The sequence below is a fragment of the Aliiglaciecola sp. M165 genome (assembly GCF_007197995.1).
Lineage (GTDB): Bacteria > Pseudomonadota > Gammaproteobacteria > Enterobacterales > Alteromonadaceae > Aliiglaciecola.
On sequence record NZ_VKKH01000005.1, the window covers coordinates 26,354 to 40,433 of the forward strand.

General features: G+C 43.8%; 14 protein-coding genes. 1 reads left to right on the plus strand and 13 read right to left on the minus strand.

The window, feature by feature from the left end; genetic code table 11:
* Positions 1-6 precede the first annotated feature (6 nt).
* The 13 genes from lpxA to rpsB all read right to left on the minus strand — a co-directional run bounded on the left by lpxA (position 7) and on the right by rpsB (position 12,817).
* A complete protein-coding gene (gene lpxA / locus FM019_RS10245; RefSeq protein ID WP_143835843.1) occupies positions 7-777 on the minus strand; it encodes an acyl-ACP--UDP-N-acetylglucosamine O-acyltransferase in 771 nt (256 codons plus the stop codon).
* A gap of 3 nt (positions 778-780) precedes the next feature.
* A complete protein-coding gene (fabZ, locus tag FM019_RS10250; RefSeq protein WP_143836140.1) occupies positions 781-1,215 on the minus strand; it encodes a 3-hydroxyacyl-ACP dehydratase FabZ in 435 nt (144 codons plus the stop codon).
* A 68-nt stretch (positions 1,216-1,283) separates the two neighbouring features.
* Entirely contained in the window at positions 1,284-2,303 is a 1,020-nt protein-coding gene (gene lpxD, locus FM019_RS10255) for a UDP-3-O-(3-hydroxymyristoyl)glucosamine N-acyltransferase (protein WP_143835844.1), read from the minus strand.
* 15 nt (positions 2,304-2,318) lie between these two features.
* Positions 2,319-2,834 carry an OmpH family outer membrane protein gene (locus FM019_RS10260; RefSeq protein WP_143835845.1) on the minus strand — a complete coding sequence of 172 codons (516 nt, stop codon included), beginning with the start codon at positions 2,832-2,834 and terminating at the stop codon, positions 2,319-2,321.
* 56 nt (positions 2,835-2,890) lie between these two features.
* Positions 2,891-5,362 (minus strand): outer membrane protein assembly factor BamA, encoded by a 2,472-nt coding sequence (gene bamA, locus FM019_RS10265; protein ID WP_143835846.1) that lies wholly within the window; start codon positions 5,360-5,362, stop codon positions 2,891-2,893.
* A gap of 62 nt (positions 5,363-5,424) precedes the next feature.
* Positions 5,425-6,771, minus strand: a complete 1,347-nt coding sequence (rseP, locus tag FM019_RS10270; RefSeq protein WP_143835847.1) for a sigma E protease regulator RseP — start codon at positions 6,769-6,771, stop codon at positions 5,425-5,427.
* Entirely contained in the window at positions 6,768-7,952 is a 1,185-nt protein-coding gene (ispC, locus tag FM019_RS10275; protein WP_143835848.1) for a 1-deoxy-D-xylulose-5-phosphate reductoisomerase, read from the minus strand. Before ispC ends, rseP begins: the two co-directional genes overlap by 4 nt.
* On the minus strand, positions 7,952-8,815 hold the full coding sequence (locus tag FM019_RS10280) for a phosphatidate cytidylyltransferase (protein ID WP_143835849.1): 864 nt from the start codon (positions 8,813-8,815) through the stop codon (positions 7,952-7,954). The genes ispC and FM019_RS10280 overlap by 1 nt, the downstream gene beginning before the upstream one ends.
* Before the next feature lie 31 nt (positions 8,816-8,846).
* Complete coding sequence (gene uppS / locus FM019_RS10285; RefSeq protein ID WP_143835850.1) at positions 8,847-9,575, minus strand: polyprenyl diphosphate synthase; 729 nt, start codon at positions 9,573-9,575, stop codon at positions 8,847-8,849.
* 28 nt (positions 9,576-9,603) lie between these two features.
* Positions 9,604-10,161 (minus strand): ribosome recycling factor, encoded by a 558-nt coding sequence (gene frr, locus FM019_RS10290; RefSeq protein ID WP_143835851.1) that lies wholly within the window; start codon positions 10,159-10,161, stop codon positions 9,604-9,606.
* Between the two features lie 23 nt (positions 10,162-10,184).
* Positions 10,185-10,922, minus strand: a complete 738-nt coding sequence (gene pyrH / locus FM019_RS10295; RefSeq protein WP_143835852.1) for a UMP kinase — start codon at positions 10,920-10,922, stop codon at positions 10,185-10,187.
* A 142-nt stretch (positions 10,923-11,064) separates the two neighbouring features.
* Entirely contained in the window at positions 11,065-11,937 is an 873-nt protein-coding gene (tsf, locus tag FM019_RS10300; protein WP_143835853.1) for a translation elongation factor Ts, read from the minus strand.
* Between the two features lie 148 nt (positions 11,938-12,085).
* A complete protein-coding gene (gene rpsB, locus FM019_RS10305; RefSeq protein ID WP_143835854.1) occupies positions 12,086-12,817 on the minus strand; it encodes a 30S ribosomal protein S2 in 732 nt (243 codons plus the stop codon).
* A gap of 374 nt (positions 12,818-13,191) precedes the next feature.
* Between rpsB and map the strand changes: the two genes are divergently transcribed.
* Positions 13,192-13,983 carry a type I methionyl aminopeptidase gene (gene map / locus FM019_RS10310; RefSeq protein ID WP_143835855.1) on the plus strand — a complete coding sequence of 264 codons (792 nt, stop codon included), beginning with the start codon at positions 13,192-13,194 and terminating at the stop codon, positions 13,981-13,983.
* Positions 13,984-14,080: the final 97 nt, after the last annotated feature.

The following is a 14,080-nucleotide window of genomic DNA, read 5'->3' on the forward strand; positions in this document are numbered from 1 at the left end:
GTCATGTTAACGAATGATACCCCGAGTTGATTCAGCAACAAAGTCTGCCATGATGCCGACTTGTGGTGTGTTTTGTGCCATCTCACGTAATTGCTCGACAGCCTGTTCGGCTCGATTGCCACTTCGGTACAGCACTTTGTAAGCACGTTTTATTTGCATAATTACGTCTTTATCAAAACCACGGCGTCGTAATCCCTCAGAATTTATTCCTGCTGGTGTGTTGTCTGTACCACTGACCATAACATAAGGTGGAATATCTCTAAGTATGATACTTCCTCCCCCAGTGAAACAATGTGAGCCAATGTGACAGAATTGGTGAACCGCGGTAAGACCGCCTAAAATGACACTATTGCCAACATGAACATGACCGGCCAATGTTGCATTATTGGCCAAAATATTGTCATCACCAACTATGCAATCGTGAGCGATATGCACATAGGCCATGCATAAATTTCCAGAGCCAACTTTAGTCAAACTTTGATCTTGTGTTGTGCCACGATGGACGGTGACACATTCTCTAAAAATATTGTTATCCCCAATTTCTAAGCGAGTATTTTCGCCAGCATATTTTTTATCCTGGCACTCTTCGCCGATTGAAGAAAATTGGAAAAAGCGGTTGTTAGAACCGATTTTCGTCGGCCCTTTAATTACCACATGAGACTCAATCACGGTGCCGCTGCCTATTTCAACATCTTCCCCTATCAAAGAGTAAGCGCCTACATGAACATCTGCCGCAAGTTTGGCTGAAGGGTGGATAATTGCTGTTTCGTGGATCACAGGTTACATTTTCCTCATTGCACACATAAACGACGCGCTACAACACTCTTTTCCATCCACGCTGGCAACACCTTGGAATTTCCATATACCGCGTTTTTCTTTTATCAATTTGACGTCAAAATCCAGTCTGTCACCGGGTACCACTGGATGCTTAAAGCGCGCACTGTCTATACCAGCGTATAAGTATAGTTCATCTGAATTACCCGCCGTTTTAAACCCTAATACGCCAGCAGCTTGCGCCATAGCTTCGAGAATTAACACCCCTGGGAAAATGGGTTTGCCAGGAAAATGCCCAGTAAAACATGGCTCGTTAAAGGTAATATTCTTGAAGGCTTTTATTGATTCACCAAGGGTGTAATCAGTCACTCTATCGAGAAGTAAAAATGGATATCGATGAGGCAATAACTCGAGAATTTCTTCAATCTCAATAGTTTTCATTTGTTCGGACAACGGTATATCTCCTTTGTACAGCGCCTAAATTAGGATTAAAACGCTATTTGACACGGTCATTTTTCCAATGCTTTGACACGTTGTGCGATAGAGGCAAGCTGCCGGAGTTGAACAGCGTTTTTACGCCATTCACGGTTCGGCACGGCAGGCATCCCGGAAGAGTAAACACCAGGTTCAGTAATGCTTTTTGTGACCATACTCATACCCGTAAAGTGGACATTATCGCAGATCTCAATATGGCCATTAATACCGCATAATCCGGCAATGGAACAATTACTACCTATTGTCGTGCTTCCTGCAATCACTGAACACGCCGCCATAGCAGTGTTTTCACCGATTTTAACGTTATGTGCTATCTGCAATTGGTTATCAAGTATTACACCATCTGCAATTACAGTATCTTCCAGCGCACCACGATCAATGGTTGTGCTAGCACCAATTTCCACGCGGTCACCGATGACGACTCGACCAAGTTGCGGAATTTTAATCCACTTACCTTTGTCATTAGCGTAACCGAAACCATCACTTCCGATAACCGTCGCTGATTGCACCAAGCAACGCTCACCAATAACAGTATTGTGGTAGATGGTCACATTGGCCCACAGCTTAGTGTGACGGCCAATTTCACTATTCTTTCCAATGAAAGTCCCTGCACCAACCTGCACATTGTCTCCCAGCTTTACGCCGGACTCTATCACTGCATTTGCCCCCAAGTGCACATTAGTGCCCATTTCCACATCATCCGCTATTACAGCACTTGGATGTATACCGCATGCAGCATCAGGTGTGCTGTCAAGAGCTTGGGCTGCCAACGCAAACCCAACATAAGGGTTTTCGTGTACGAGTGCAGAACCTGGACAATGCGAAAGTTCGTCGGGGTGCAAAATAACGGCTTGTGCCGTCGTATCAGCAAGCTGGCTACGATACTTGCTATTGGACAAAAAGGAAATCTGACCAATGCCTGCATTTGCCAGCGTACTCAAACTATCAATCTGAGTTTGCTCAGTGTCATCAGCTGATAAATGCAGCGTGGCGCCGATTTTTTCCGCTAACTCTTTTAAACTGATTGACTTCATGCAGGCTCCAAAGGCTTATTTCATTTGGCTGACTTTTTTCAATACTTTTTCAGAGATGTCGTGCGCAGGTGTAGCAAATACAACCGCCTGACGATCCAAAACCAACTCTAATCCCTCTTCGTCAATCACAGCTTGAATGGCTTGATTAAGTAGATTTAAAACTTTCACGTTTTCTTCTTGTCTGCGTTGCTGAAGCTTTTCTTGAAGCGGCTTAGCAAGCGCTTCATATTCTGTATTTACGCCTTGTAAACGTGCTTGTTCAGCTTGGATTTGAGCCTCACTCATAGTGGGTGCGTCTTTACGCAACTTTTCTAAATCTGCTGCCATCTGTTGACGCATAGCGTCGATTTTTGCACCTTCATCTTTAAATTCAATTTGCAATGCTTGCTGGCTGGCAATGGCTTGAGGCATTTGCTGAACAATCGCTTCGCGATTGATGACACCAATTTTTTGCTGTGCTTGGGCAACCGAACTGATCAGGGCACTGGTAATAAGGGCCGTAGCAAAAAGGGTTTTAAATAACTGTTTCAAGGGATACTCCTTCCTATGTTTTTGTTTTTCCGATTAACGTACATGCTAACCTAAGTTTAAAATGTTTGTCCGATATTAAATGAGAAGAAATCGACGTCGTCTCCATCTCGTTCTTGAATAGCTCTTGAGAAACTAAACACCATGGGTCCCATTGGTGATAGCCATTGTATCGAAAGTCCTCCAGAAGCTCTATAGCGAGTCCAATCGCTGTAATCAGCAACTGCGTCTGGACTGTTGGGATTCAACTCGAGATCGCGATACTCGTTAAAATCAAATTCAGTGTCCCAAACGTTACCTGCATCGACAAAGAAGCTAGTTCGAACGGAATTGTCATACTCTTCTCCTACAAACGGAGTGGGAACGATTAATTCGATCCCCCCTAGCACCATAGCATTGCCGCCCAATGAACGAGATGATACTGATACTTGGTCTGCTTCTGGACCGAGAAATATGGTGCTACCGTCGGGCCCAATGATATTTCTCGCTTGTCTTTGCACGCCGCGAGGACCAACTGTGTTGTTTTCGAAGCCACGCAATGTGTCGCTACCACCGGCAGTGAAGTTTTGTGTAAAGGGTAATATTTGTTCTACGCCGTTAGTTTCACCATAACCATTACCATAACCAGCTCTGAATCGAGCAAGCACAGACCAACGTTGACTTTGTGACAACGGGAAGTAGAACTTACTGTCGAATATTGTCTTGAAATAGTTTACGTCAGAGTTTGGCGTTGTGACGCTAAATGAAGCACTTTGTGATGAACCTGCGGTCGGAAAGATACCACGATTTAGCGTGCTTCGGCTCCACGTCACGGACGCAAGGAAATTGTCATAGTTTATCGGTGCATCAGGGTTTTGTGGATCAATAAACTGGCTATAGAAACGGTCGGTTTGTTCAAACGAACTACGACGAGACAATTCAACATCACTGTAAGAAAGACCAAACCCGATACGGTTGAACTCATTGATAGGATATCCTACGTTCACTCCCAGGGTGTATTGCTTACTGTTGAATTGAATTAAGTTGGCGCTACCCGCATCAAATTCACTGTATGCAATACTGCCGCCCAAGCTAATACCATCAATGGTGAAATAAGGGTCTGTGTAAGAAATCTGCACGCTTTTTTGGAACGAAACGGTACTGATATTAAACGCAAGTCTCTTACCTGTTCCCAAGAAGTTATCTTGTTGGATACCTGCTTGCAGACTCAATTTCGTTCTATCGCCGTAACCAATACCTGCGTTAAAGGAACCAGCAGGTTGCTCACTCACTTTATAGATCACATCAACTTTGTCTTCTTCTCCAGGCAAACGGATGGTTTCAAAGTCAACTTCTTCCATGTAGGTTAATCGAGAAAGGCTGTTTTTAGATGACTCCAGCAAACTGTTAGATAACCAAGCACCTTCCATTTGCGAAACATTTTGACGCAATACGTCATCTGCGGTGACCACGTTCCCTTCAAAATTGATTCGTCTCACATAAATCCGTTTCCCAGGGTCAACAGATAAGGTCAATTTGACAGTTTTATCTTCGTCATTGATTTCAGGTATGGTTGTGACTTCAGGATAAGCGTAACCGAAACGACCAAGGTAGTTACTGATAAACTCTTCCGTGTAGGTAACTTCAGCTTGGTTATATAGCTCACCTGGCGTGAGAGGTAATAACGCGTTGATGTATTCTTCATTACCGAGAAGGTCACCCACCAATTCCACTTCTGAAATTGTATACTGCTCACCTTCAGTTACATTTAAGGTAATATAAATGCCGTCTTTTTCAGGGGTCATTGATACCTGAGTAGAATCTACCGTGTAACGCAAATAACCTCTATCAAGGTAATAACTGCGCAGAGTTTCCATGTCACCAGAAAGCGTTTGTTTTTGGTAACGTGTTTCAGACAAGAAATCCCACCAAGGCGTATTGAACTTTAACTCCATTTGCAGTAAAAGTTCGGCATCGGAAAACACCTCATTACCAACAATATTGATTTGTTGGATTTTTGCAGAATCACCCTCTTCAAAAAGCAATTTCAGGTCAACACGATTTCGCGGCAGAGGCGTTACGATGGCACTTACGTCAGCGTTATATTTTCCGATGCTGTAAAAGAAGTCTTTTAATCCGTTCTCAATACCTGTCAAAACAGTTTTATCCAATGGTTCCCCTACTTGGATATTATTACCGTCTAAACTTTCTTGAAGCTGCTCGTCTTTAATATCATCATTTCCTTCGAAAATGATATTACTGATCGTTGGGCGCTCTTTAACTTTAACAACGAGTACCGTTCCATCACGCAATATCTCGATATTTTCAAAGTGCGTTGACGAATACAAACTGCGAATTAATTGCGAGGTTCGGAAACTATTTATACGGTCGCCGATTTGGATTGGGAGATAGGTTAACGCAGCACCGAGTGCTACACGTTGTAATCCTTCGACTCGAATGTCGGTTACCACAAACTCATCGTCGTTGGCACCAAAGGCTAAGCTAGCACTGGATAACAATAACCCGGCTACAACTAACTGTTTAAACTTCATTTATTAATATTCTTCCTAAGCACTCAATGCTAGCGGTGGCGTAGCTCACTCGCCCGAACACGTTAAAGTCGTGCGATATCGTTATAAAAGGCGATAGTCATTAGCAATAACAAAATCACGCCACCAATTTTAAACCCTATTTCCTGTACCGATTCAGGCACCGGTCGGCCAGTTAAAAGCTCTATAAAATAATAGAGTAAATGGCCGCCATCAAGCACTGGCAAAGGCAATAGGTTAATTATTCCCAAATTTACGCTGATTAAAGCCAAAAAGCCTAAAAACGCAACAATTCCAAAACTAGCGCTCATACCGGCGCCTTGGGCGATGGAAATGGGTCCACTTAAATTTTTCACAGACACATCACCGGTAAACAACTTACCGAGCATATCCAAACTTAAAGTGAATAAACGCCAAGTTTCCTTCGCTCCCTCAAACACAGCATCAACTGGTCCGAATTTCTTCGTAAACAAGTGTGTAGCTGGCCAGGGCTCTTGGAAAGGGATGATCCCTAAGAATCCTGTTTCTTGCTCATCAGGCTTGACACCTACTGCCCCGTTTAGCAGAACTTCGGTGCCACTTCTTTCGACCAAGATAGTAACATTTTGTCGTGGTCGTTGCTTGATAAGCTCAACTATTTGTTCCCAATTTTCGACAGTAGTTCCATCGAAGGCCAGAATTATGTCATTAATCTGCAATCCAGCCTGGTCTCCTGGAGAAGATTCTTCTACAAATGCGACTTTTTTGGTGATGCCCGGACGATATGGCACTAACCCCAAACTCGAGATTGGCGACTCTTTATCTGGGTCCAAATTCCACTGTTGCAAATTTAAAGTGATGTCTCTGGTTAAGCCACTTGTCGACAACACCTCCAATTTCGCTTCATTGTCGCCGATCGCGCGCATAATTGCATAGTTAACGCCTTGCCAATCTCGGATGTCTCTGCCTTCAAAAGACACAATCTGGTCACCCGGCTTTAACCCACTGGCTGAAACAATTGAATTGGCTTTCACTCCGCCCACTATGGGTTTCGCTGCCTGTTCCCCAATCATTAACAGCATCCACATAGCAAATACGGCAAAAATAAAATTGACCATAGGGCCAGCTGCGACGATAGCAATTCGTTTCAAGACATGCTGCCGATTAAACGCAAACGGTAAATCCGCCTCACTAACCTGCTCAACTCGCTCATCCAGCATTTTTACGTAACCGCCTAAAGGAATCGCTGCGACGACATATTCAGTGCCTAACTTGTCAGTCGTACCCCAAAGTTTTTTGCCAAAACCAATTGAGAAACGCTCGACCTTAACACCGCAGCGACGAGCAACCCAGAAGTGACCCCATTCATGCACGGCGACTAAAATACCTAGAGCAATAATAAAAAAGGCAATATTCCAAATAATTCCCATCAACTCGCACTCCGCAGTAAATATTGTTGCGCCAAACTGCGAGCTTCGGCGTCAAGGGCGAGTATTGCTTCGACATCAGCTAATTTTTGCGCTGGCACACTATCTGTAACAGCTTGATTGATAGAAGCTATATCGGTAAAGCGGATTCGCCCATCAAGAAACGCAGCAACCGACACTTCGTTTGCTGCATTCAAAGCCGTTGTCGCATACTGACCGGCTTTACAGGCTTCTATTGCCGTTTGTAAATTTGGATAGCGTTCGAAATCGGGTTTAGTAAAGGTGAAATCAGCGAGACGGTTAAAATCCAAATGAGATACTCCTGAATCAATTCGCTTTGGATAGCTCAAACAATGAGCTATCGGTGTGCGCATATCAGGGTTACCTAGCTGTGCTAAAACAGAGCCATCGGTGTATTGCACCATCGAGTGAATGATGCTTTGTGGATGCAGCACAATGTCAATATCTTCACAAGCCACACCAAACAACCACTTAGCTTCAATAAACTCTAACCCCTTATTCATCATAGTCGCAGAGTCGACTGAAATTTTCCGCCCCATGTCCCAATTCGGGTGGGCACAGGCTTGTTCTGGGGTGATATTTTCGAAGTGATTTAACGGCGTTGTTAGAAATGGACCGCCAGAGCCAGTTAAAAGAATTTTGGCGATACCTGAAGCTGCGATATTCCCGTATTCGTAATCTGCGGGGAGACATTGAAAGATAGCATTATGTTCGCTATCAATCGGCAGAAGCTGTGCGCCGCTTCGATTGACTTCATTGACAAATATTTCGCCGCACATCACCAACGCTTCTTTATTGGCTAACATGACTTTTTTACCCGCTTTTACTGCGGACAATGTTGGTAATAATCCGGCCGCTCCGACGATGGCCGCCATGACACTGTCGACACTATCTAAAGAGGCAATCTGGCACAGTCCTTCATTTCCAGACAATACTTCGCAAGTCAAACCTGCTTGTTGCACTTTGTTTTTAGCATCTGTAAATAGCGATTCGTCTGATACTACAATGTATTGCGCATCAAACTGCTTCGCCTGAGCGACTAATATATCGATATTTTTATGCGCACTAAGTCCAACAATCTTAAATTTGTTAGGGTGACGACTCACCACGTCTAAAGTACTCTGCCCAATCGAGCCCGTTGCGCCTAAAATTGATAATTGTTGCATCATGCCATCCAGAGAACATAGCAATAAGCAAACACCGGAAACGCGGCAGTTAAGCTGTCTATTCGGTCTAAAATTCCGCCATGACCAGGGAGGATTTTTCCACTGTCTTTGATGCCGGCACAGCGTTTAAACATGCTTTCATTTAAATCACCCAGCGCTGAGACACCGACGGTTAACCCACCTATTAGCACATGCAACCATATACGAGTAGGATCAACTTGATAATGCGTCGCCGCAAAGGCAATAATGGCCGTCGAAGCAGCCACGCCGCCGAGGAGACCTTCAAGGGTTTTACCTGGTGAAACGTTAGGGCGAAGTTTATGGCGACCAAACTTTACTCCCACGAAGAAGGCTCCGATATCCGCAGCCCAGACAATACCTAGCACGTAAAAGATTAACGAGACACCGTAAAAAGGATCGATTTCGTACATATGAGATCGAAGTGATACCACGGCAACCCAAGTAGGGATCAAGGTTAAGACACCAAACAAACTGCGGATCATTTTGCTGTTTCGCCAAAAAGATGAAAAGCGCGGATACGCCAATATCATCAACAACGAAACTGCCCACCAGATGGCTGCTACACCTAAAATATATTGATAAATTTCGTTTAAAGCACCCTGAAACCAAATAAGTTCAGTGGGTACCCAATAGGTTAAAAATAAACAACCTGAAAAAATGAACCCTGCATAAATGGCTTTTTGCACACGAGGTAACACCCCGGACATGTTTGCCCATTCATAGGCGCCAAGCCCAACAACAACTGCAATGAATAATTCGAAACCTAGCAAAGGAAGAAACAAAATAGCGAGGATCGCCAGTGGTGCCAGAATTAGCGCAGTAATAATTCTCTGCTTTAGCATTCTCTAGTCCTCACTGTCATGTTGATACGCTTCACTTGGTCTCAACCTGTTCGCCAGTCATACCAAATCTTCTTTGTCTGTCGGCAAAATCATTAACCGCCAATTGAAACGCCTGCTCATCAAAATCTGGCCACAAAGTATCGGTAAAGTACAACTCAGCATAGGCGCATTGCCACATTAAAAAATTACTAATGCGATGTTCTCCCCCCGTACGAATCAAAAGATCCAATTCTGGCTGGTCAGCCAAAGAGGTAAACTGGTTGAATTTGTGTTCGTCGATTTGCGCGCTATCTAGCTCACCGCTGGCGACTTTTTCAGAAATTTGTTTAGCTGCATTCACAATGTCCCAACGACCACCGTAGTTTGCTGCAATATTCAGGATCAGCGACGAATTGTGCTGCGTCATTTCTTCGGCTTTGTTGATCTTATCGACGAGTTTCTGATCGAAGCGCGAGGTATCACCAATCACTTTTAAACGAACGTCATTTTTATTGAGCTTTTTAGCTTCGCTATTGAGAACCAGATTAAATAAATCCATTAACACACCCACTTCTTCAGCAGGTCTGTTCCAGTTTTCGCTACTAAAAGCGAAAAGAGTAAGTGATTCAATATTGTTTTGACGCGCAAAACGCACAGCCGCACGCACAGATTCAACGCCTGCTTTATGGCCAAAAGTGCGAATCTTGCCTTTCTTTTTGGCCCAACGACCGTTGCCATCCATAATGATGGCAACATGTTTTGGCATTTTATTTTGTGTCATAAAATTGTTTGGAAATCGTCAATTAAGACTAAATTTCCATTAGCTCTTTTTCTTTATCTTGCAACACAGCATCAATAACTTTGACAAATTCATCAGTGAGCTTTTGAATTTGCTCTTCTGCCTTGTGGCTATCGTCCTCACCAATTTCTTTTTCTTTGAGCAACTCTTTTACGTCGCTGTTCGCGTCACGACGAATATTTCTGACGCTTACTCGCCCCTGCTCCGCTTCGTTTCGTACGACACGGATAAGATCTTTACGACGCTCTTCTGTTAAAGCTGGCAATGGGATACGAATCGCTGTACCAGAACTCATTGGGTTTAAGCCCAAATCAGATTGCATGATGGCTTTTTCTACAGCTGCGGCAGCGCTTTTGTCAAACACAGTTAGTGCCAATGTACGCGCATCTTCAGCAAAAATATTGGCCAATTGCTTGAGGGGTGTATCAGTACCGTAATAAGGTACCATGATGCTGTCTAGCAATGCGGGATGAGCTCTTCCTGTTCTAATTTTGCTTAACTGGCCTTTTAGCACAGTAACGCTTTTATCCATGCGTTGTTTTGCGTCATCAAGAATATCGTCAATCACTGCAGTCTCCGTAATTTTTATTGTTAGTTAGTCGCTTGGTGAGAAATTGTGGTGCCTTCATCTTCACCTAGAACAACTCTTCGTAAGCATCCAGGTGTATTCATATTGTAGACACGAATCGGTAAGCTATGATCTCTAGCAAGAGTAAAAGCGGCCAGATCCATGACTTTTAGTTCTTTTTCCAGTACTTCTTGATAGCTGACATTTTTTAGCAGCACCGCATCGGGATTTTTTACCGGATCATCACTGAAAACGCCGTCTACTTTTGTACCTTTTAATACGGCATCAGCTTCTATTTCAATGCCCCGCAAACATGCTGCCGAGTCAGTAGTAAAAAATGGGTTTCCGGTTCCTGCCGAGAAAATCACCACACGACCTGATTTGAGTAAACTAATGGCTTCGGTCCAGTTATACGCATCACAGACTCCATTCAATGGAATCGCTGACATTAAACGCGCATTGACAAAGGCACGATGCAGAGCGTCTCGCATTGCCAAGCCATTCATTACCGTGGCTAGCATTCCCATATGGTCGCCAACGACGCGATTCATACCAGCTTTGGCAAGGCCTTCACCGCGAAACAAGTTTCCACCACCGATGACAAGCCCAACTTGTACACCCATTTCAACAAGTTCTTTGATTTCCTGAGCCATGCGATCAAGTACTTTGGGATCGATGCCAAAACCTTCTTCTCCCATAAGGGCTTCGCCACTTAATTTTAAAAGGATTCTGCGATAGGCAGACTTGGGTGCAATACTCATTGATCGGCGTTTCCTTTAGGTTACGGCTTGGGAACTATGGCCCTAGCAAGTCTAGTCTTTAATTAACATACAAAAAGGCACCTCAATTTGAGGTGCCAATAGTTTATATGACAATGGCTTTACGCAAAAGCGAAAGGCGCAATTATTTCTTTGCTGCCGCCATTTGTGCCGCAACTTCTGCTGCGAAATCTTCTTCTTTCTTCTCGATACCTTCGCCAACTTCAAAACGCACGAAGTTAACTACGTCGGCACCTTTAGACTTAAGCATGTCACCAACTGATGTAGAAGGATCTTTAACAAAAGGCTGTCCAGTCAAGCTGATTTCACCGGTGAATTTCTTCATGCGGCCAGAGACCATTTTCTCAGCAATATCAGCCGGCTTACCAGACTGAATAGCAATCTCAACTTGGATTTCTTTCTCTTTTGCAACAACCTCAGCAGGAACATCTTCAGGCTTAACGAATTGAGGACTCGCAGCAGCAACATGCATTGCAACATCTTTAGCAAGCTCTTCATCACCACCATTAAGGATAGCAATAACACCAATACGTCCACCGTGGACGTAAGCGCCCAAGTTTTCGCCTTCAACAGAGATAACACGACGAGGAGAGATATTCTCACCAATCTTAGCAACTAAAGTTTCACGTGCTTCGGTTACTTTAACGCCGTCAATCTCACTGTTGTTCAGTGTATCCATATCATTGATTTTGTTTGCAGACGCAAGATCAACAAGCTTGTTAGCAAATGATAGGAAACCTTCGTCACGAGCAACAAAGTCAGTTTCACTGTTAATTTCCATCATAGTAGCAACACCATTTGCTACTTTAGTCATGATCACGCCTTCTGCAGCAATACGACCCGCTTTTTTAGCGGCTTTTGCTTGACCAGATTTACGCATATTTTCGATCGCTAGCTCGATGTCACCGTCTGTTTCAACAAGTGCTTTTTTACAATCAAGCATACCAGCGCCTGTGCGCTCGCGAAGTTCTTTAACTAGGGCTGCTGTCACTGCCATTTTGGATTCCTCAGCAATAAATAGTGTTCTTAATTTATGAAATAGGGGCCGTAATAAATTACCGCCCCTTTTAGAATTTGAGTGTCATGTTGTTACAGATAACCTTGCAACACCATGACACAACCGCAACCTAACGTTGCGTTACAGATTACTCTGCAGCTTCAACGAAGTCGTCTTGTTCAGCTTGAACTTCAAGGTTCTGTTCACGACCTTGAGATACAGCATTAGCCGCTGCGTTCAAGTAAAGCTGAATTGCACGGATTGCATCGTCGTTACCTGGGATAATGTAATCAACACCGTCTGGATTAGAGTTAGTATCAACAACAGAGATAACAGGGATACCAAGATTACGTGCTTCAGTGATAGCGATGTGCTCGTGATCAGCATCAACAACAAATAAACAGTCAGGCAGACCGCCCATGTCTTTGATACCACCTAAGCTGCTTTCTAGCTTAGTCATTTCACGTTGAAGCATAAGTACTTCTTTTTTGGTCAACTTTTCAAACGTGCCGTCTTGAGACTGCTGCTCAAGCTCTTTAAGACGTTTGATTGACTGACGAACTGTTTTCCAGTTAGTCAACATACCGCCCAACCAACGCTTGTTCACGTAGAACTGGTCACATTTCTGTGCAGCTTCTTTAACGGCATCACTTGCTGCACGCTTGGTGCCAACAAACAATACTTTACCTTTCTTAGCAGATACACCACTAATGTAGTTCAATGCTTCATTGAACAAAGGAACGGTTTTTTCAAGGTTGATGATATGAACTTTGTTACGAGCGCCAAAGATGAAAGGCTTCATTTTTGGGTTCCAGTAACGAGTCTGGTGACCGAAGTGCACGCCCGCCTGGAGCATGTCACGCATAGATACGTTTGCCATTATAATTTCCTCAATTGGGGTTAGGCCTCCATACATCCCATCTGTCGATCCATTCGAGCGGCAAAACCCGTTGTGGACACCCCGACACATGTGTCGATGTATGTGTGTTATTTAAAGTTTATTTTCGCGATATAGAGCAACCAAACAGAGTTACCCTTAAATTGCGGTGCGCTTTATATCACGTCGAGCGTTGACACGCAAACAGATTCGCTCTTTTCACAAGTTTTCGTTATATCAATTGTTTCCAAATCGACATCATCCCGGTGACAAAAGGACTAGGTTCTATACAACGGTTTTGCGAGAAGTTACAATCCGCATTCTGAATTTTTGCGAAACATCGATGTGTGAGCATCTGCTCGATAGGAAAAACCGCTTTGACAATTACCATCAAAACACCAGAAGAGATTGAAAAAATGCGCGTGGCGGGTCGTTTGGCCGCTGAAGTACTGCAGATGATCGGGCCTCATGTGAAAAAGGGTGTCACCACTGATGAACTCAATCAAATCTGTCATAATTACATTGTTAATGAGCAACAAGGGATCCCAGCGCCGTTAAATTACGGTAATCCGCCTTTTCCTAAATCCATCTGTACGTCAGTAAATCATGTGATTTGCCATGGCATCCCAGCAGACAAAAAACTTAAAGATGGCGATATCGTTAACATCGACGTGACGGTAATTAAAGATGGCTATCACGGTGACACGTCAAAAATGTTTGTGGTGGGTAAACCCAGTATCTTGGCAGAACGTTTAATCCGCGTGACCCAAGAAAGTTTGTACATGGCAATTAAGCTGGTAAAACCTGGCACTCGATTGGGTGACATTGGCCATATCATTCAACAACATGCCGAAAAACATAATTATTCGATTGTCAGAGAATATTGTGGTCATGGGATTGGAGCCAATTTCCATGAAGAACCCCAGGTCGTGCATTATGGTCGGCCCAACACTGGCGAAGTTCTAAAAGAAGGCATGTGTTTTACTATTGAGCCGATGGTCAATGCAGGTAAACGTTACTCAAAGATCCTCCCGGATCAATGGACGGTGGTGACTAAAGATCGAAGCTTAAGCGCCCAATGGGAGCACACCCTTCTAGTGACAAGTGACGGCGTAGAAATCCTAACCCTGCGAGAAGACGAGCAAATTGATCGAGTCATATCGCACTAAAATTGACTATCTTGGGTAATTGTCAAAAAAGATAACACATCATTTTCATACACTTATGAAGATTGATTATGACTCACCTATTTTAGTTATTTGCCTA